This is a genomic window from Sphingobium sp. (genome assembly GCF_049304695.1).
Taxonomy (GTDB): domain Bacteria; phylum Pseudomonadota; class Alphaproteobacteria; order Sphingomonadales; family Sphingomonadaceae; genus Sphingobium.
Map to the genome: position 1 here is coordinate 1 of NZ_JBAQOK010000062.1, position 19,452 is coordinate 19,452.

General features: G+C 61.7%; 18 protein-coding genes. 7 read left to right on the top strand and 11 right to left on the bottom strand.

The features are described 5' to 3' along the window. Positions 1-32: 32 nt before the first annotated feature. The 10 genes from WA070_RS10400 to WA070_RS10445 form a co-directional block, all read right to left on the bottom strand. Entirely contained in the window at positions 33-980 is a 948-nt protein-coding gene (locus WA070_RS10400; RefSeq protein ID WP_422633910.1) for a hemolysin family protein, read from the bottom strand. Positions 981-987: 7 nt separating this feature from the next. After that, complete coding sequence (gene ybeY / locus WA070_RS10405; RefSeq protein WP_422633911.1) at positions 988-1,503, bottom strand: rRNA maturation RNase YbeY; 516 nt, start codon at positions 1,501-1,503, stop codon at positions 988-990. Further along, positions 1,500-2,498: a PhoH family protein gene (locus WA070_RS10410; protein WP_422633912.1), complete on the bottom strand. Its 999-nt coding sequence runs from the start codon at positions 2,496-2,498 to the stop codon at positions 1,500-1,502. The genes ybeY and WA070_RS10410 overlap by 4 nt, the downstream gene beginning before the upstream one ends. 101 nt (positions 2,499-2,599) lie before the next feature. Next, positions 2,600-3,967 carry a tRNA (N6-isopentenyl adenosine(37)-C2)-methylthiotransferase MiaB gene (miaB, locus tag WA070_RS10415; RefSeq protein ID WP_422633913.1) on the bottom strand — a complete coding sequence of 456 codons (1,368 nt, stop codon included), beginning with the start codon at positions 3,965-3,967 and terminating at the stop codon, positions 2,600-2,602. A gap of 9 nt (positions 3,968-3,976) precedes the next feature. Beyond that, positions 3,977-4,735 carry a lysophospholipid acyltransferase family protein gene (locus WA070_RS10420; protein ID WP_422633937.1) on the bottom strand — a complete coding sequence of 253 codons (759 nt, stop codon included), beginning with the start codon at positions 4,733-4,735 and terminating at the stop codon, positions 3,977-3,979. 3 nt (positions 4,736-4,738) lie between these two features. Continuing rightward, entirely contained in the window at positions 4,739-5,161 is a 423-nt protein-coding gene (locus tag WA070_RS10425; protein ID WP_422633914.1) for a Fur family transcriptional regulator, read from the bottom strand. Positions 5,162-5,282: 121 nt separating this feature from the next. After that, positions 5,283-5,708, bottom strand: coding sequence for a MucR family transcriptional regulator (locus tag WA070_RS10430; protein ID WP_422633915.1), 426 nt, complete (start codon positions 5,706-5,708; stop codon positions 5,283-5,285). 112 nt (positions 5,709-5,820) lie between these two features. Next, positions 5,821-6,300, bottom strand: coding sequence for a GNAT family N-acetyltransferase (locus WA070_RS10435; protein WP_422633916.1), 480 nt, complete (start codon positions 6,298-6,300; stop codon positions 5,821-5,823). Then, complete coding sequence (tsaB, locus tag WA070_RS10440) at positions 6,297-6,923, bottom strand: tRNA (adenosine(37)-N6)-threonylcarbamoyltransferase complex dimerization subunit type 1 TsaB (RefSeq protein WP_422633938.1); 627 nt, start codon at positions 6,921-6,923, stop codon at positions 6,297-6,299. The genes WA070_RS10435 and tsaB overlap by 4 nt, the downstream gene beginning before the upstream one ends. A 100-nt stretch (positions 6,924-7,023) precedes the next feature. Beyond that, on the bottom strand, positions 7,024-7,599 hold the full coding sequence (locus WA070_RS10445; protein WP_422633917.1) for a NifU family protein: 576 nt from the start codon (positions 7,597-7,599) through the stop codon (positions 7,024-7,026). A 98-nt stretch (positions 7,600-7,697) separates the two neighbouring features. On the opposite strand from WA070_RS10445, the gene WA070_RS10450 reads away from it, so the two are divergent. The 3 genes from WA070_RS10450 to WA070_RS10460 all read left to right on the top strand — a co-directional run bounded on the left by WA070_RS10450 (position 7,698) and on the right by WA070_RS10460 (position 12,883). Next, positions 7,698-8,168, top strand: a complete 471-nt coding sequence (locus WA070_RS10450) for a pyridoxamine 5'-phosphate oxidase family protein (RefSeq protein WP_422633918.1) — start codon at positions 7,698-7,700, stop codon at positions 8,166-8,168. Positions 8,169-8,472: 304 nt separating this feature from the next. After that, positions 8,473-9,849 carry a DEAD/DEAH box helicase gene (locus WA070_RS10455; protein WP_422633919.1) on the top strand — a complete coding sequence of 459 codons (1,377 nt, stop codon included), beginning with the start codon at positions 8,473-8,475 and terminating at the stop codon, positions 9,847-9,849. A gap of 136 nt (positions 9,850-9,985) precedes the next feature. After that, a complete protein-coding gene (locus tag WA070_RS10460; RefSeq protein WP_422633920.1) occupies positions 9,986-12,883 on the top strand; it encodes a M16 family metallopeptidase in 2,898 nt (965 codons plus the stop codon). A gap of 20 nt (positions 12,884-12,903) precedes the next feature. Here WA070_RS10460 and WA070_RS10465 read toward each other — a convergent pair whose 3' ends face one another. Further along, positions 12,904-13,449, bottom strand: a complete 546-nt coding sequence (locus tag WA070_RS10465; RefSeq protein ID WP_422633939.1) for a TetR/AcrR family transcriptional regulator — start codon at positions 13,447-13,449, stop codon at positions 12,904-12,906. Between WA070_RS10465 and WA070_RS10470 the strand changes: the two genes are divergently transcribed. From WA070_RS10470 to WA070_RS10485, 4 genes are all read left to right on the top strand, one after another. Next, positions 13,408-13,548 (top strand): hypothetical protein, encoded by a 141-nt coding sequence (locus WA070_RS10470; RefSeq protein WP_422633943.1) that lies wholly within the window; start codon positions 13,408-13,410, stop codon positions 13,546-13,548. The two genes, WA070_RS10465 and WA070_RS10470, sit on opposite strands and share 42 nt — an antisense overlap. Positions 13,549-13,619: 71 nt before the next feature. Further along, positions 13,620-14,810, top strand: coding sequence for an efflux RND transporter periplasmic adaptor subunit (locus WA070_RS10475; protein WP_422633921.1), 1,191 nt, complete (start codon positions 13,620-13,622; stop codon positions 14,808-14,810). A gap of 2 nt (positions 14,811-14,812) precedes the next feature. After that, positions 14,813-17,980 (top strand): efflux RND transporter permease subunit, encoded by a 3,168-nt coding sequence (locus tag WA070_RS10480; protein WP_422633922.1) that lies wholly within the window; start codon positions 14,813-14,815, stop codon positions 17,978-17,980. A 3-nt stretch (positions 17,981-17,983) separates the two neighbouring features. Beyond that, entirely contained in the window at positions 17,984-19,396 is a 1,413-nt protein-coding gene (locus WA070_RS10485) for an efflux transporter outer membrane subunit (RefSeq protein ID WP_422633923.1), read from the top strand. The last annotated feature ends 56 nt before the right edge of the window (positions 19,397-19,452 follow it).

Consider the following 19,452-nt stretch of genomic DNA (forward strand, 5'->3'; position numbering starts at 1 on the left):
CGTTGGGCCGCGTCCTGCGGCCCAACGATGCTTCAGGCGTCGTCTTTCTCGACAGATTCGATCGGCGGGTGCAGGCGCAGGCGGCTGACCCGGCGGCCATCGCTGGCCACAATTTCCAGCTTCCATCCGCTCTGCTGATGCACCAGTATCTCGCCGGGTTCCGGCACACGCCCGGCTATGACGAAGGCCAGGCCGCCCAGCGTATCGACATCTTCTTCGACATCGCCCAACCGCTCGTCGATGTCCTTGGCGACATCATCCAGTTCGGCCCGCGCGTCGGCTTCCCACATGCCGTCGTCCTGCGGCACCAGCATGGCTTCGGGTGCGTCGTCATGCTCGTCCTCGACGTCGCCGACGATTTCCTCGACCAGATCCTCGAACGTCAAAAGCCCTTCGGTGCCGGAATATTCGTCCAGCACAATCGCCAGATGGGTGCGCTTGGCGCGCATCTCCGCCAGCAGGTCGAGCGCGCCCATGCTTTCAGGGACATAGAGCGGCTGCCGGATCAGCGGCTCCAGCGTATCGGGAACAGGCGCCTTGCCCGCAAGAATAGCAAAGGCGTCGCGGATGTGGACCATGCCCACGATCGTATCGAGCGTCTCACGATAGACCGGGATGCGGCTGTGGCCTGCTTCGGCAAACAGGGCGGCCAGATCGGCGAAGCTCGCCTTTTCCTCGATCGCGATAATGTCCGCGCGCGGCACGGCGACGTCATCGACGGTATGTTCGGAAAAATGAAGGAGATTGCGGACCATCTGCCGCTCGATCACTGACAGGTCGCCCTTGGCAGGCGCGGCGGCACGATCGTCGGCCTCCTCCTCGTCATACTCGTCGAGCGCTTCTTCCAGTTCCTGCCGCAGGCTGGTCGTTTCACCCTCGCCGAACAGCAGCGACTTTATGCCGCTCCATAAACCGCCGTCATTGTTACTACTGTCCGATTCCTTGGAACCGTTGCCGTCTTTCGGGCTGCCCTCAGCCATAATCGTCCTATTCCCCTAAAATCATGCGATCCCCATAGGGATCGGCCAGACCAAGGCTGGCCAGCGCTGCAACTTCCAGCGCCTCCATGGCCTCGGCTTCATTGTCGTCCATATGATCATATCCGAGCAAATGAAAAGTCCCATGGACGATCAGATGTGCAGCATGATCGGCCACGCTGATACCTTTGTCCGCTGCCTCGCGTGCGCAAACATCCTCGGCCAGCACGATGTCGCCCAGCAACACTTCGCCATCGTCGGTATTGGCCGTGGCCACCAGCAGGTCCGACTGGACCATCGGGAAGGACAGGACGTTGGTCGGCTTGTCCTTGTCCCGATAGTCGCGGTTCAGTTGATGAACCTCCGCGTCCGTGGTCAGCTTCACCGCGACCTCATACATGGCGGCATCGGTGACGAATGCGACATAGGGGCTGTGCGTGATCGCCGCGACGACCGCGCGCTGGGCCAGCAGTTCCCAGTCGGTGTCGGGCCAGCCTTCATCATGCAGGACAGCAACTTCAATCATGCATCCGGTCCCTCATAAGCCTGAACGATCCGTCCGACGACCGGATGGCGCACGACGTCGGCAATGCCGAATGGCACCACGGCGATGCCCTCCACCCCGTCCAGCCGCGCGACCGCGTCGGCAAGGCCCGACGCACCCGGTTGCGGCAGATCGACCTGACGCGGATCGCCGCAGATGACCATGCGGCTGCCTTCGCCAAAGCGGGTCAGGAACATCTTCATCTGGGCGATGGTCGTGTTCTGCGCCTCGTCCAGCACGATGAAGGCATTGGCCAGCGTGCGCCCGCGCATGAAGGCCAGCGGCGCGATCTCGATCTCGCCGCTGGCGATCCGCCGTTCGACCTGTTCGGCGGGCAGGGTGTCGTGCAGCGCGTCGTAGATCGGCCGCAGATAGGGATCGACCTTTTCCTTCATGTCGCCGGGCAGGAAGCCCAGCTTTTCACCCGCCTCGACCGCCGGGCGCGAGAGGATCAGGCGATCGACGCTGCCGGTAATGAGCTGGCTGACCGCCTGGGCCACCGCCAGATAGGTCTTGCCGGTGCCTGCCGGACCCAGGGCAAAGATGATGTCGTTGCGGTTGAGCGCCTCCATATAGGTGACCTGCGTCGCGGACCGGGGAACGATCGTCTTCTTGCGCGTGCGGATCATCACCGTGGGCGGTTCCGACACATCATGGGTGATGATGCCGTCCAGCGTCGGTTCCGACGACATGGCAATGACCGCCTCCACAGCGCCTGCGTCGATTTCCTGTCCGGCAACTATGCGGTTGTACAGGCCGGTCATCACGTCACGGGCGCGGGCGGCGGCGTGCGCTTCACCCTCTATCTGAAGTTTGTTGCCGCGCGCGGCGATATAGACGCCGAGCCGGTTTTCGATCGCGACCAGATTGCGATCATATTGGCCGAATAAAGCGCCCAGCAGATGCGGCTTTTCGAAGATCACTTCCAGCCGAGCACGCTCTGCAGTCTCTAAACGGGAATGTGGTTTCTTACCCATGGATCAGCCTCCCTTGCTCGTCATACATCTCAAGAATACCGGCATCAGCCAGGGGTCCGGGAGATGGCGTCCCACAGTGGCGGGAACGACGATGCTTTGGTTCAAGCGGCTTTCCTCCTGCTAGGTTCACCGGCCAGACTATTGGGACCGGCACTGAGAATATCGACTTCGATCATGTCGCCGATCGCATGATCGGGCGCGGTCAGATGGACCGATTGCAACCAGGGCGTCTTACCGATCAACTGGCCGGGATAGCGGCCCTTGCGTTCCAGCAATATGTCGGTGCGACTGCCCACGGTCGTGTTGTTGAACGCAACCTGTTCACGATTGATGACCGCCTGTAAACGGGCCAGCCGTTCGTCCATCAACTCCGGTGCGATCTGGCCATCCATGCCGGCGGCGGGGGTGCCGGGCCGGGGACTGTATTTGAAGGAATAGCATTGCGCATAGCGAACCTGCTCGACGATCCGTAGCGTGTCTTCGAACTCGGCATCGCTTTCGCCAGGGAAGCCGACGATGAAATCGCTGGATATGGCGATGTCGGGCCGCGCCGTGCGTACCCGGTCGATAATCCTGAGATAGCTTTCGACGCTATGGCTGCGGTTCATGGCTTTGAGGATGCGATCATTGCCCGACTGCACCGGCAGATGCAGGAAGGGCATCAGCTTGGCCACCTCGCCATGGGCGGCGATGAGGCCATCGCTCATGTCGTTGGGATGGCTGGTGGTGTAGCGGATGCGTTTGAGCGCGTCGATCTTCGCCAGTTCGCGGACCAGACCGTCCATGCCCTGCATCTGGCCCCGGTCATCCTGCCCGGTCCAAGCGTTGACGTTCTGGCCCAGCAGCGTGATTTCCTTGACCCCGCCATCGACCAGCGCTTTCGCCTCGTCCAGTATCGCGGACCAGCTGCGGCTGATTTCCGCACCGCGCGTATAGGGGACCACGCAATAGGTGCAAAATTTGTCGCATCCTTCCATGATGGTCAGGAAAGCGGTGGGTCGTGTCTGGCGCGTGCGGGCGGGCAGGGTGTCGAATTTCGAATCGGCAGGCATGTCGGTGTCGATGGCTTCTTCGCCGCGCCCGGCCTTGGCTATCAGGTCGGGCAGGCGGTGATAGGCCTGCGGGCCGACGACGATATCGACGGTCTTGGCACGGCGGCTGATCTCGCTGCCTTCGGCCTGCGCGACGCAGCCTGCCACGGCGATCATAGGGCGACTGCCATCTTCGCGCGTCATGCGGCCGATGTCGGAATAGACCCGATCGACCGCCTTTTCACGAATGTGGCAGGTGTTGAGGATGACGAGGTCTGCGTCAGTCCCCTCCGCCGCTGCCGTCATGCCGCGTTCGCCCAGCATCTCAGCCATGCGCTCGCCATCATAGACGTTCATCTGACAGCCAAAGGATTTAACCTGAAACGTGGCAGGCGCGTTGGTGACGGCAGGGCTGCCGGGGGCGTTGGTACGATTCATGCCAGCCAGCTATACAGGGGGTGTCGTGGGAACGAAAGGGTGCTGATGCTGCGTTATGCTGGCGGCGATGCGGTCATGCGCGATGGCTGCGATCTGCTTGCGGTCGGCACAGGCAGCGGGATCGAACGGCTCCAGAAAGTGCAGAGTGAGCACCAAAGGTTTTGCGCGTCCCAATATGCGCCAGGCGTTCGCGCCAGCGCCTTCTTCGCCATGCCAGGCGATGTCGGCGGTGGTCGCGCCATAATCGATATGGACAGGCTGGATCAGAACGGCGCGGGGCGGGGGCAGGAGGACGGCGAGGAGCGAGGGTTTGAACGGCAGGAGGCTGCTGCCGTCGCTCGTCGTGCCTTCGGGAAAGAGGGCGACGGGATGATGACCCAGCATGGCCGAGCGCAGGGCGTCGATCTGGCCCGACAGGGTGGCGCGGCGGTCGCGGGCGACGAAGAGGGTGTTGTTCTGCGCGGCGAGCCAGCCGATGACCGGCCAGCGCGCTATCCCGTCATGGGCGACGAAGGCCGCGCCGGTTGCGCCGCCCAGCGCCAATATGTCGATCCAGCTGACATGGTTGGCCAGCAGGAACATGTCGCCATCCCGTGACTTGCCCGTGACCTTTACCCGGACGCCGACGGAGCGGGTCGCCATCGCGAGAAAGCGGCGGGGCCAAGGGGAGCGGCGTCCGGCGATACGCCACAGCAGATGCGGGATCAGGCATAGGAGCAGGCTGGCGACGAGCGCCATGATCCTGCCAAAACGACGTATCATCCGCAGCGGTCAGTTCTTCCGGTCGATCGCGACGCCATAAAGTTCCATGCGGTGATCGACCAAGCGGAAGCCCAGCTTTTCAGCGATGATCTTTTGGAGCTGTTCGAGTTCGGGATCGACAAATTCGATCACATTGCCGGTTTCGACATCGATCAGATGATCGTGATGGGATTCGGGCGCTGCTTCGTAGCGGGCGCGGCCATCTCCGAAATCGTGCCGTTCCAATATGCCCGCTTCCTCGAACAGGCGGACGGTGCGATAGACCGTGGCGATCGAAATGCCATGATCGACGGCAGCAGCGCGCTTGTGCAATTCCTCGACATCGGGATGATCGACAGCATCGCTCAGCACCTGGGCGATCACACGGCGTTGTTCGGTGATGCGCAGGCCTTTTTCATGGCACAGGGCTTCGACGTCGATTTTGCGGTTCATGCTGCTCGCTCAAAAATAGCTTTTCGGAAATTGTCGGCCAAAGCCTAGCGACTTTTCCAGACATGCGAAAGGGGCGCATCCTGCGACGCGCCCCTCTTCAGCACTTGTTGCGGTGAGCCGCTTATTTGGCGACGCGTGGCCGACGACGCTTGGTGCCAAGGCCGATCTTCTTTGCCAGCGTGCGGCGCTGTTCAGCGTAGTTGGGGGCGACCATGGGATAGTCGGCGGGCAGGCTCCATTTTGCGCGGTAATCGTCCGGCGTCATCTGATAATGCGTCATCAGATGGCGCTTGAGCATCTTGAGCTTCTTACCATCTTCCAGACAGATGATGTAGTCAGGCTTGATCGACGAGCGCACCGACACGGCAGGTTCCGGTTTTACTTCCGGGACGACTGCTGGCTGGCTCAAGCCGGCAAGTGCGGCATGCACATTCTGGATCAGCGAGGAAACGTCGGATACAGAGACGCTATTGTTGGAGACATGTGCAGCAACAATATCGGACGTCAAAGTAATGAGCAATTCGCTCTGGGCCGATTCGAGTTCCATTTTTCTTTTTCCTGCAAGGCTTTATGTGGTGCGACCCGCCCGAGGAAAGTTATTTCAGGAGCGGTACGTCCCCGCTAGACCCGGCACGATGATTTCGCAAGTGCCTATTGGCTCATGCCAGCATGTCTATGCGAAAACTGAGGGCATCATGTAGTTGACCATCATTACCACGATAGTAACCGGGGCGGCGATGTACATATTCGAACCCGGTTTTCTCGTACAGGCGAACCGCGTTGTTGGCGGCGCGCACTTCCAGGTTCATCGACGTGATGCCTTTGCGGCGCGCGGTCGTCAGGCTATCTTGCAATAGCGCTGCACCGATACCGCGTCCGCGCCATGCCGGATCGACGGCGAGGAGCAGCAATTCACATTCGTCCAATACCGACCGGACGAGCGCGAAGCCAAGCGGTGCGGCATCGATCCGGGCGATGGTCAGCCAGGTGCCGGGCATCATCATGACGCCGGACAATTGAGGCAAAGTCCATGCTTCGCCGAAGGACGGATCGAAGGCGGTGACCATGACTTCCATAGCGTCCACCATGGCATTGCGATCTTCGTAATCGAAGCAGTCGAGGGTCAGGCGGGGCATCATGAAGCGGCGCGTTCGGCCATGGTCATGGCGTCTGCGCCGCGACCGTAGATCGGCGTGGCGGGCAGGGCGGTTAAAGAGGCGATCAGAGGGAAGTCGATGGCGTTGGGGTAGAGGTTGACGGCGACGCCGTGGCCGCGCGCAGTGACCAGCATTTCCGCGCCTGTGCCGTAGAAGGTAGGAGCGTCGATCATGTCCGCAAGTTGGGCAATGGGTGTAGAGGCAACTTCCGTTTCTGGAACTACCCATTTTTTATCAAAGGCTTGCCAGAATAGTTCGCCATGGCCGCCGGTGATCGTCACGATGATGGGGCCATCGCCATGATCCAGCGCTGCGCGGGCGGCGATGAGCGACGGAGCGCTGTAGCCGTGCGCGGGGATGCCCCACGCAAGGGCCAGCGCGCGGGCGGCGGCGACGCCGATGCGCACGCCGGTGAAGCTGCCGGGGCCGACATCCACTGCGATCGCGTCGGCGCGGCCGCCGTCGGGCAAGGCGGCAATGGCGGGCAGGAGTGCTTCGGCATGGCCGCGACCGACGATTTCGTGAAACTGGCCGATCGGCACGCCATCATCCAACAGCGCCACGGACAGCGCCTGTGTCGCGGTGTCGATCACCAGAACGCGCAAAACATCCCCCTTCAAGCGACCGCATCGTGCGGCGTCATCCTGCGGTTAGTCGATACGTCGCGATTTGCCAAATGCAGCCCGGCCATGAAATGAAATGGCCTTAAACGGCGCGCACCTCGGTGACTTCGGGCACATAATGTTTGAGCAATTGTTCGATGCCGTTCTTCAGCGTCGCGCTGGAAGAGGGGCATCCCGAACAGGCGCCCTGCATCTTGAGATAGACGGTGCCCTTGTCAAAGCCGCGATAGACGATGTCGCCGCCGTCATTCGCCACCGCAGGGCGGACCCGCGTATCAATGAGTTCGCGAATCTGTTCGACGATTTCGGCGTCTGCAGGGTCATCGTTGAAAGTCTCTGCTTCGACCGGCACGGCGATGCCAGCGGCGGACCCGGTCGCGAACAGCGGCATGTCAGCCGAGAAATGTTCGAGCAGGGTAGCGAGCACGTCCGGCTTGACGTCCCGCCATTCCGACCCCGGCGCGATCGTCACCGATATGAAGTCGCCGCCGAAAAAAACGCCGACCACATCACCCAGACCAAAGAGGGCGTCAGCGAGCGGCGATGCCTCTGCTTCCTCCGGCGTGGCGAAGTCGCGAGTGCCCGCGCCCATGACCGCGCGGCCGGGCAGGAATTTGATGGTCGCCGGGTTGGGCGTCAGTTCTGTCTCGATCAGCATGGCCGCTATGTGGCGCTTCGTAGCCGACAGATCAAGCGCTCGCGGAACTTCATATGGGTCCAGCGATTAATCATCCGAACCTGACAGGAGAGACTATTATGAGCACCGAAACGGACATTCGCGAACGCTTCTGGAGCGAACTGTCGAGCAGCCCATTCCTGATGATCGGGTTGGAGGGCAGCAGGGATCATAGCGAGCCGATGACCGCGCAGATCGACCCGGATGCCAATCACTGTTTCTGGTTCTACACCAGCAAGGATAATCGTATCGCGCCGGGCGGCCCGGCCATGGCGCAGTTTTCGGCCAAGGATCATAATCTGTTCGCCTGCATCGCGGGCACGCTGGCCACGGAAACGGACCCGGCGGTGATCGACCGTTACTGGTCGAAAGAAGTGGAAGCATGGTATCCGGGCGGGCGGAATGACCCCAGCCTGCTGATGCTGCGTTTCGACCTTGGCACCGCCGAAATCTGGCGCGCGGACATGTCGATCAAGGGCGTGTTCAAGATGCTGTTCGGCGGTGATGTGCGGAGCGAGATGAAGGGCAAGCATGCCGAGGTTTCGTTATAGTCCTATAATACGCGCTTTTGCGGCCACGGGAGCGATTCCGTGGCCGCTTGCTATTTGGCGGAAACTGGGCCATATGTGTTGCAGCGCAGCAGAGGGACCATGATGGTTCCATAGCGATTGGCAGCGTGATCGTCCGCAACCTTGGTGGCTGAAACAGCCGCCAAAGGACCACGGACAGGCCAATGAGAGTCTGCGCCAAGCTTGAGGCTTCCCTTTTCACGCGGGTCGTTTCGTAACCCGCCTCGCGCCCTTCCTGCGTTTTGCAGAGCAAGCTGGCGTCCTGGCCACTTGTGAGTTTTTCTCCATGCAATTCAACGAACTTGGTCTTTCCGAGCCCATTCTGAAGGCGCTTGCCGCCAAAAATTATTCCGAACCCACCCCGATTCAACAAAAGGCGATCCCGGTCCTGCTGGAAGGCAAGGATCTGTGCGGCATCGCCCAGACCGGCACCGGCAAGACCGCTGCGTTTGCGCTGCCAAGCCTGGATTATTTCGCCCGCAATCCGCGCGACACCCCGATCAAGGGTTGCCGGATGCTGGTATTGTCGCCGACCCGCGAACTGGCCGCGCAGATCGCGCAGAGCTTCCGCGACTATGGCCGCTTCATGAAGCTGTCGGTCGAAACCGTGTTCGGCGGCGTGCCGATCAACAAGCAGATCCGCGCATTGGCCGGTGGTGTCGATATCGTCGTCGCCACGCCCGGCCGCCTGCTCGACCTGATCGACCAGCGCGCGCTGACGCTCAAGGACGTTGAAATCTTCGTCCTCGATGAAGCCGACCAGATGATGGACATGGGCTTCATCCATCCGTTGAAGCGCGTCGCCAAGATGCTGCCGACCGATCGCCAGAACCTTTTCTTTTCGGCGACCATGCCCAAGGAAATCGAGGCGCTGGCGGCGCAGTTCCTGAACAATCCGGTCAAGGTCAGCGTCGCTCCACAGGCGACCACGGCCGAGCGCGTGCGTCAGCAGATGACGTTCGTCAATCAGGGCGAGAAGCAGGCGCTGCTGCACATGGTGCTGGAGAGCGAAGACATTGATCGCGCGTTGATCTTTACGCGCACCAAGCATGGCGCCGATCGTGTCGTGCGCTTTCTGGAAGGCGCGGGCATCGACGCCTTTGCCATTCATGGCAACAAGAGCCAGGGTCAGCGGACCACCGCTTTGCAGGCGTTTCGTCAGGGCAAGGTCAAGCTGCTGGTCGCGACCGACATTGCCGCGCGCGGTATCGACGTGTCGGGCGTCAGCCATGTCATCAACTTCGAAATCCCCAATGTGGCCGAACAATATGTTCACCGCATCGGGCGGACGGCACGCGCCGGGGCCGATGGCATCGCCATCAGCTTCGTGGCGGATGACGAGCGGCCGTATCTGAAGGCGATCGAAAAGACGACCCGCATCAAGCTGGAAGTCGTGCCATTGCCGGAAAACTTCATGGAAGCCGTGCGCAACCTGCCCAAGCCAGCCGCGCCCAAAAAGGGGCCGACGCAAAGCCCGCAGCAGCAGGCCCGCCGTGCCGATGGCCAGCGCAAATATCAGGATGGCCAGAAGCGTGGCACGCCCGATCGCGCGCATCGCCCCGATGGGGAAGCTGGCGAAAAGCGTGCTTTCCGTCCCCGCCGCAACAAGGGGCCAGTCGGCGCGCATAAAAGCGCCGTGCAGCGGACCAGCGCACCGCGCTGAACCAAGGCTGAGTTAGATTATCGAATATGGCGGGAAGCGATTCCCGCCATATTTGTTTGGGCGAGTGGCCATCGCCCCGCTGCATGGCCGGATTGTCAGTAGTCATTCAGGAAAATGCCGTTAGGCTGCGTCGCCTATGACATTTTACCCCCGGCGCTCTGCCGCTTCGCTGATCGTCCTGTCCCTGCTGCTGTCGGGTTTGCCTGCACCACTGGCTGCACGCACGAACCCGGTCGCCCCTGCCGCCGAAAAGGCAGCGGGCGCGACGCAGGCGCAGGCGCGTCCATGGCTGTATGAAAACAGCGATGTGCCGATAGATCCGGCGTGGAAGTTCGGCACTTTGCCCAACGGGTTGCGATACGCCATCCGCCGCAATGGGGTGCCACCGGGGCAGGTGTCCATTCGCCTGCGCATCGACGCCGGGTCGCTGATGGAGCGGCCCGACGAGCTGGGCTATGCGCATTTCATGGAGCATCTGTCGATGCGCGGGTCGCGGCATGTGCCCGATGGCGAATCGAAGCGGATATGGCAGCGGCTGGGCGTGACGTTCGGCAGCGACAGCAATGCGCAGACGACGCCGACCGGCACGACCTATGCGCTCGACCTGCCGCAGGCGACACAGGCGACACTGGGCGAGAGCATGAAGATATTGGGCGGGATGATGACCGACCCCAATATCGTGGACAATGCCGTCGATGCCGAACGGGCGGTCGTGCTGGCCGAACGGCGCGAGGGCGATGGACCGCAGATGCGGATGTCCGACATCAGCCGCCAGCATTTCTTTGCCGGGCAGCCGCTGGCCGACCATAATCCCATCGGCACCGTGGCGACGATCAGCAAGGCGACGGCGGCGAGCATGGAGGCGTTTCACCAGAGCTGGTATCGGCCCGAAAACGCGGTCATCGCCATATCGGGGGACATTGATCCCGCGCTGGCCGAACAGTTGATCCGCGACAATTTTGCAGGCTGGACCGTGCCGGGCAATGGCGCGGCGATCCCCGATTTCGGGATGCCCGACCCCAAATTACCCGCCACGCGGGTCGCGGTGGAGCCGGGCGTTCCGCTGGGCCTGACTATGGCGTGGCTGCGCCCGTGGAAGCCGCATGCCGACACGATCCTGTATAATCAGGACAAGCTGACCGACATGCTGGCGTTGCAGATCATCAGCCGACGGCTGGAGCAGGCGGCGCGGGCGGGGGGCAGTTTCCTGCAATCGAGCGTCGAACAGCAGGATATCAGCCGGTCCGTCGATGGCACGTTCATGACGATTACGCCTACGGGCGATAATTGGGAAAAGGCGCTGGCCGATGCGCGCGCCATCGTGGAGGATGCCAAGGCCACGCCGCCGAGCACGCAGGAGATAGAGCGCGAATATACGCAAATGAATACAGCGCTGTCGATCCAGGTCGAAAATGCCGACACGGAATCCGGCGCGAAGCAGGCGACCGATCTGGTCAGTGCGGTCGATATTCGCGAAACGACGGTCAGCCCAAAGGCGGCGGTCGATATTTTTCAGGCCGGCAAGCCCGCGATGACGCCGCAGAAGATACTGGATTCGACCCGCCGACTATTTTCGGCAGGTGTTTTCCGCGCGTTGCTGATTACCGGCAAGGCGCAACCGGGTCTCGACGGCAAGCTGGCGGCGGCGGTCGCTGCGCCGGTGAAGGCGGCGGCGAACGCGCGGCTGAACGACAAGCCTGTGACGATGAACGATCTGCCCAGGCTGGGCGCGCCCGGCACGGTGGTGTCGCGTGAACCGGTCGGTCTGCCGGGGATGGAGACGATCACTTTTTCCAACGGGGTCAAGCTGACGCTGTTCGCCAATGACGCGGAAACCGAAAAGGTGCGGATCAACGTGCGGTTTGGCCACGGGCAGCAGGCGTTTTCGCCCGTGAAGCCGGTGCAGAGCTGGGCCGGGGACTATGCGTTGATGGCAAGCGGGATCGGGAAGCTGGGCCAGCGGGAACTGGATGAACTGACCATTGGCCGCCGCATGGGGATGGACTTTTCGGTCGATGACGATGCGTTCGAATTGCAGGCGGTGACGCGTCCGGCGGATTATCGCGCCCAGTTGCGCCTGTTCGCGGCAAAGCTGGCGACGCCCGGCTGGGATCCCGCGCCGATCGCGCGCGTGAAGACCGGGGCGTCGGTCGCCTATGACGCGATGTCGCGGTCGCCCGACGCGGTGCTGGGCCGCGATCTCAACTGGCTGTTGCATGACAAGGATGTCCGGTTCCGCACGCCATCGCGCGCGGAAATCGAAGCGCTTAACCCGCAGAATTTCCGGGCGACATGGGAGCCGATCCTGGCGTCCGGGCCGATCGAGGTGCAGATTTTCGGTCAGGTGAAGGCAGACGATGCCATCGCTGCCGTGGCGGCTACATTGGGTGCGCTGCCTGCTCGGGCAGATGTGCCGGTGCCTGCCGCGAACCGGGCGATGCGCTTTCCGGCCCATGTCGAAAAGCCTGTGATACTGCGCCATGAGGGCGACAAGGAACAGGCCGCAGCAGTCATGGCATGGCCGACGGCGGGCGGCTTTGCCCTGCAAAAGGAAGCGCGCCAGCTCGAAATCCTCACGCAGATCTTCAACGATCGGTTGTTCGACAAGCTGCGGTCGACGGAAGGGGCGGCCTATTCGCCCAGCGTCCAGAATAACTGGCCATTTTCCTATGACAGCGGCGGTTATATATTGGTGACGAGCCAGATAAAGCCCGACCGGATCGATTATTTCTATGACGTCGTGAAATCCACCGCCGCCGATCTGACCAAGACGCCGGTCAGCGACGACGAGTTGCAGCGCGCCGTCGCGCCGATGCGGCAGATGTTGATGCGGGCGGGGACTGGCAACGCATTCTGGATGAACCAGATGGCGGGCGCAACGCATGATGCGCGCTATGTGCAGGCGATGCAGACGATGGCGCAGGATATGTTGACCGTGACCCCGGCGCAGTTGCAGGCACTGGCGGCGCGCTATCTGGTGCCGGGCAAAAGCTGGTCTGCGATCGTGTTGCCGCAGGGGGTTGCGGCCAAATAGGTGGAGCAGCGCGTGGTGCGTTACCGTACCGCGCGCAGCCCGGCGACAATCATTTGTGCGGATCGGCGTGCGGTGACTTCGGCACTGAGTTTGGGCAGCGACAGGCTGCGATGGCCAAGCCCGAACATGCAGGCGAGGATCATTTCTTCGGCGGCGTCGAGCGCTTCGCCCGACAGGTCGGGATTGGCGATGCAGGCAAAGTCGCGCAGGATTGCGCGAAAACGGGCGCACAGCGCGGCGATCCGGTTGCCCACGGCAGGATTGCGGAAACTTTCGGCCAGTATGTCGAAAGAGAGGGCTTCATCCTTCGCACTGACATTATGCATCAATGCGCGTTCGAACGCCCGTTCGATCGTAAGTTCGCCTTTATCGACGCGTGCGCGCAAGTCGGCCATCGCGTCGGCCCATTCATCGGAATCTACGTTCACCAACGCTTCGATGATTTCTTCCTTGCCCTTGAACAGGCGATAGATCTGACCGACCGACACCTGCGCTGACACGGCGAGTTCAGCCATCGATGTCTGATGAAATCCATGACTGGCAAAAAGATCGCGGGCAGCGGCCATGATCTGGGCTTTGCTGCTTTCCACCCCTCGTTTTTTATGTTGCAGTGCAACCACTTTCCGTCTCCCAAGATTTTTCGCCTTGAATTTTCCTTGGCATGATCCTAACTGTGGGGCAAGCGGAATGAACGTTCATTCCTAATCTACACTAAATCCAGGATGGAAATTGCGTGATGCAAAAGGGGTTGGTCATCGGCATGTTGGCGTGCGCGTCGGCTTTGGCGCTGAGTGCATGCGATAAAGGCGCGCCGCCCGCGCCGCCCACGCCCTCCGTTGGCGTGGTGACGGTCAAGACCGAATCCGCCTTGCTGGAGAATGAATTGCCCGGACGTGTGGTCGCCGTGGAAACGGCTGAAATTCGTCCACAAATCAGCGGTATCCTCCGTCGTCGCCTGTTCGCCGAGGGCAGTAACGTTCGCGCCGGGCAACTGCTCTATGAGATCGAGGATGCGCCCTATCGCGCGGCAGTGGCGCAAGCGCAGGGTGGCCTGGCAAAGGCGAATGCGGCGATCCGTTCCACCGGTCTGCAGGCGCAACGTTACAAGGATCTGGTCGGCATCAACGCCGTCAGCCGACAGGAATATGACGACGCCGATGCGGCAGCCCAACAGGCGCGCGCCGATGTTGCAGCGCAGCGCGGTGCTGTGCAGGCGGCGCAGGTCAATCAAGGTTTCACCCGCATCCGCGCACCGATTTCCGGTCGTATCGGTCGGTCGCTGTTTACGCCGGGCGCTCTGGTGCAGGCGGGGCAGGCCGATCCGCTTTCGACCATCCAGCGCACCGATACGGTCTACATCGACATCACCCAGTCCGCAGCCCAGATCATCGACCTGCGACAGGCGATGAAGAAAGGCGGCCTCAGTGCAGCCGACGGCGCGCGCATCAAGCTGACGCTGCCCAACGGCACCATCTATCCGATCGAGGGCCGGTTGCAATTTGCGGAAGTATCGGTGGATTCGACGTCGGGCGCGGTGACGCTGCGCGCGTCCTTCGCCAATCCCGACGGCCTGCTGCTGCCCGGCATGTATGTCCGCGCGAAGCTGATTGAAGGAGAGCGGGCGCAAGCCATTCTGGCGCCCCAGCAGGGCATCAGCCGCGATGCGCGGGGACGTGCGACGGCGATGGTCGTGGGCAAGGACAACAAGGTCGAGATGCGCCAGGTCACGGTCGATCGGCCGGTCGGCGACAAATGGATCGTTACATCCGGCCTGAAGGCGGGCGACAGGCTGATCGTCGAAGGGCTGCTCAACCTGCGGCCCGGCACGGTGGTCAAGCCGGGCGCGCCCCAGCAGGTGACGGCGCAGGGTGGCGGCGCTCAGGGTGGCGGCGCTCAGGCCGCTGGCGCGCAGGGCGGAGCGAAGTAATCATGGCTCGCTATTTTATCGACAGGCCGATTTTTGCCTGGGTTATCGCCATCGTCATCATGATGGGCGGTTTGCTGGCCATGCGGACATTGCCCGTCGCGCAATTTCCGGAAATCGCGCCGCCATCGGTTGTCATTTCCACCAGCTATCCCGGCGCGAACGCACAGACGCTGGAAAATACGACGACGCAGTTGATCGAGCAGCAGCTCAAGGGCATCGACAATCTGCGTTATTTTTCGTCCACCAGCGACGGTTCGGGCAGCCTGTCCATCACCCTGACGTTCGAACAGGGGACCGACGCGGACATCGCGCAGGTTCAGGTGCAGAACAAGCTGGCGCAGGCGACCCCGCTGTTGCCGCAGGAAGTGCAGCAGCAAGGGTTGCGCATCACCAAATCGACGTCCAGCTTTCTGGTCATCCTGGCGGTCTATGCCGATGACGGCATTCATGATGCGGAAGATGCGAGCGATTTCATCGCATCGACGCTGCAGGATCCGCTCAGTCGCGTTTCGGGCGTTGGCGACACCCAGATGTTCGGGTCGCAATATGCGATGCGTATCTGGCTCGACCCCTATAAGATGGCCAATCTGAGCGTCACGACGGGCGACGTCAAAAGCGCTATCCAGGCACAGAATGCACAGGTTTCGGCCGGACAGATCGGTGGATTGCCATCGCCCAAGGGGCAGGCGCTCAATGCGACAGTGACCGCGCAGTCGCGGCTGCGGACGCCGGAGGAATTCGGCAATATCCGATTGCGCAGCAATAGCGACGGGTCCGTGGTGCTGTTGTCCGATGTGTCGCGCATCGAACTGGGCGCAGAAAACTACGGGTTCAGCGTCAAGTTCAACGGCCATCCTTCATCCGGTATGGGCATAAAGCTGGCACCGGGCGCAAATGCGCTGGACACCGTGACTGCCGTCAAGAAGCGGGTCGATGAACTGTCGAAGAACTTCCCGGTCTGGGTGAAATATGATTTTCCGGTCGATAATTCGACTTTTGTGAGCCTGTCGGTCGAGCAGGTCATCCATACGCTGGTCGAAGCCATACTGCTGGTGTTCGTCGTCATGTTCCTGTTCCTGCAAAACTGGCGCGCGACGTTGATCCCCACGATCGCGGTGCCGGTCGTATTGCTGGGAACGTTGGGGATCCTGCAGATCTTCGGGTTCACGATCAATACGCTGACCCTTTTCGGCATGGTGCTGGCGATCGGCCTGTTGGTCGATGACGCGATCGTCGTGGTTGAAAATGTCGAGCGGCTGATTCAGGACGAAGGGCTAAATCCCAAGGAAGCGGCGCGCAAATCGATGGACGAAATCAGCGGCGCGCTGATCGGCATCGCTCTTGTCCTGTCCGCTGTGTTCCTGCCGATGGCGTTCTTTGGCGGATCGACGGGCGTCATCTTCCGGCAATTTTCCATCACCATCGTATCGTCCATGGTGCTGTCGGTGCTGGTCGCGCTGATCCTGACGCCGGCTCTGTGCGCCACGATCCTGAAACCTGCGAAACAGGGGCAGGATCATAGCACGCAAAAAGGCTTTTTCGGCTGGTTCAACCGCACGTTCGACAAGGGCGTTCGTCGTTATGGCGAAGGCGTTCAAAAGGTGGAGCGGCGCTGGGGCCGGACCATGCTGGTCTATGGGCTGATCTTCGTGGGCATGGGCGTGGTGTTCATGCGCCTGCCCAGCGGCTTCCTGCCTGAAGAGGATCAGGGTTCGCTGATCAATCAGGTATCTTTGCCTTCAGGTTCGACCATCGAGGAAACCCAGCGAACGCTCGACCGGGCGCGCGAATATTATGTGAAGAACGAAAAGGATAATGTCGCCGCCGTGTTCACCATTGCCGGTTTCGGTTTCGTGGGACAGGGGCAGAATGTCGGTATCGTGTTCGCCAAGATGAAAGACTGGTCGCTGCGTAAGGGCGCTGAAAATAACGTCGCAGCCGTCGCGCAGCGTGCCAACGCCGCGTTCCAGAAGATTACGGCGGGCATGGTCATCGCCTTCGTGCCGCCTTCGGTCCAGGAACTGGGCAATGCGTCCGGCTTCGATTTCCAGTTGCTCGATCAGGGCGGGCTGGGCCACGAAAAGCTGCTGGCTGCGCGCAATCAATTGTTGGGCATGGCCATGGGCGACAAGCGTCTGGCGCAGGTTCGTCCCAACGGCCTTGAAGATACCGCGCAATTGAAGCTGAATGTCGATCAGGCGGCCGCCGGTGCGCTGGGCGTGGCGCAATCCGACATCAATGACACGATCAGCACCAATATGGGTGGCAGCTATATCAACGACTTCATCGATCGCGATCGAGTGAAAAAAGTGTTCGTACAGGCCGATGCGCAGTTCCGCACGACGCCTGACGCCATTGGCGCGCTGCATGTACGCGGTTCGTCCGGGACGATGGCGCCGCTGTCGGCCTTTTCCACGACGGAATGGACGCAGGGTCCGGCCCGTCTGGAGCGGTTCAACGGCGTGCCGTCGATGAACATCCAGGGCGGTCCCGCCCCCGGCGTGTCGAGCGGCACGGCGATGGAGGCGATGGAGGAGTTTGCGGCCAAGCTGCCCGCCGGTGTCGGTTATAGCTGGAATGGCATATCCTATGAGGAGCGCACGTCCGGTGGACAGGCACCTTATGTCTATGCGCTGTCGATGCTGATCGTGTTCCTGTGCCTTGCCGCGCTCTATGAAAGCTGGTCGGTGCCGATCGCGGTCATTCTGGTGGTGCCGCTGGGTGTGTTCGGCGCAGTGATTGCCGCCACGCTGGCGGGGTTGAACAACGACATCTACCTGCAGGTCGGTTTAATCACCACCATCGGCGTTTCGGCGAAGAACGCGATCCTGATCGTGGAATTTGCCGAAGAGAAGATGCACAGCGGCATGTCCGCAGGGCAGGCGGCACTGGAAGCGGGCAAGCTGCGCCTGCGGCCGATCCTGATGACCAGTCTGGCGTTCATCTTTGGCGTGTTGCCGCTGGCGGTATCGACGGGTGCTGGTGCGGGTGGTCAGAACGCCATCGGCTGGGCGGTGGTTGGCGGCATGCTGTCGGCAACGATATTGGCGATCTTCTTCGTTCCGGTCTTCTTCACCGTGGTGAAGCGGATGTTCCGCGAACATGAAAATCAGGATGACCATGATGAGGCTGGCGACCGGGCAATCCCCGCGACGCCGCAGGGAGCTTAAGCTATGAACCGCATCAAGGCGCTGAGCGCCGTCACCCTCTCGCTGGCGCTGGCCGCCTGCGACCTTGCGCCCAAATATGTGCGGCCCACGCTGCCCGTGCCTGCTGACAGTCCGCAGGGACCAGCCTATGGCACGGGGGATCAGGGTGGCGCGATCGTGCCGGCCGACACGGCATGGCGCGACTTTTTCACCGATCCGCGACTGGCGCGCGTGATCGAAACGGCGCTGTCGAACAATCGTGACCTGCGGCTGGCGGTTGCCAATGTCGAACAGGCGCGGGCGCAGTATCGCGTGCAGCGCGCGGATTTGTTGCCGGGCGTCAATGCAAGCGGTTCTGCGACCTATTCGGAACAGCCGCTGGTACAATTCGGGCAAAGTGGAAAGCTCAGGACGGATGTCTATCAGGCGCAGGTCGGCATTTCCTCATGGGAAATCGATCTGTTCGGACGGGTAAGGAACCTGAGCAAAGCGGCCCAGGAGCAGTATTTCGCCAGCGTGGAAACGCGCAATGCCGCGCAGACCAGTCTGATTGCGGAAACGGCCAATGCCTGGCTGACCATGGCGGCGGATCAGGAAAAGCTGCGCATTGCCCGCAACCTGGAACAGGCATTCGGCAAGACGCTGGAACTGAACCGGGCGCGGTTTTCCAAGGGGATCGCGTCCGAACTGGACGTGCGGCAGGCGCAGACCAGTTACGATCAGGCACGGTCCGACATCGCGCAGGCGACGACATTGGTCGCGCAGGACCAGAATGCGCTGAACCTGCTGGCCGGAACGACGGTGGCGGCGGGCGACCTGCCGGAAGCCTTGCCACAGGCCGGTGCGACGGTGGACAATCTGCCCGCTGGCATCGCGTCGGACGTGCTGTTGCGCAGGCCCGATATTGCGTCGGCGGAGCATCAGTTGCTGTCGGCCAATGCGAATATCGGCGCGGCGCGGGCGGCATTTTTTCCGACCATTTCGCTGACGGCGGCGCTTGGCGTGACGAGCCTGGGCCTGTCCAGCCTGTTCAAATCGGGGGCCGAAAGCTGGTCCGTGGCGCCCGGCGCATCGTTGCCGATTTTCGATTTCGGGAAGAACAGGAATAATCTGCGGTACGCGCGGGCGACCTATGACGCCATGCTGGCCACTTATGAAAAGAGCATCCAGACAGGCTTTCGCGAAGTCGCCGATGCGTTGGCGCGGCGCGGCACGATGACGCAGCAGATGGAAGCGCAGATGTCGCTGCGGGATGCGGCGCGGGTATCCTATACCCTGTCGGAAGCGCGGTTTCGGGCCGGGGTGGACGGTTTCCTGACGACCCTGGATTCGCAGCGCACGCTTTATAGCGCCGAGCAAAGCCTGCTGGCGACGCGACTGACGCGTGCAAGCAATATGGTCGAACTGTATCGCGCGATGGGCGGCGGGCTGAAATAGCCTGTCGCCGGGTTTGACCGCAAGGGGCGGGACGCACTGGTTGCTGCTTTGCGCTA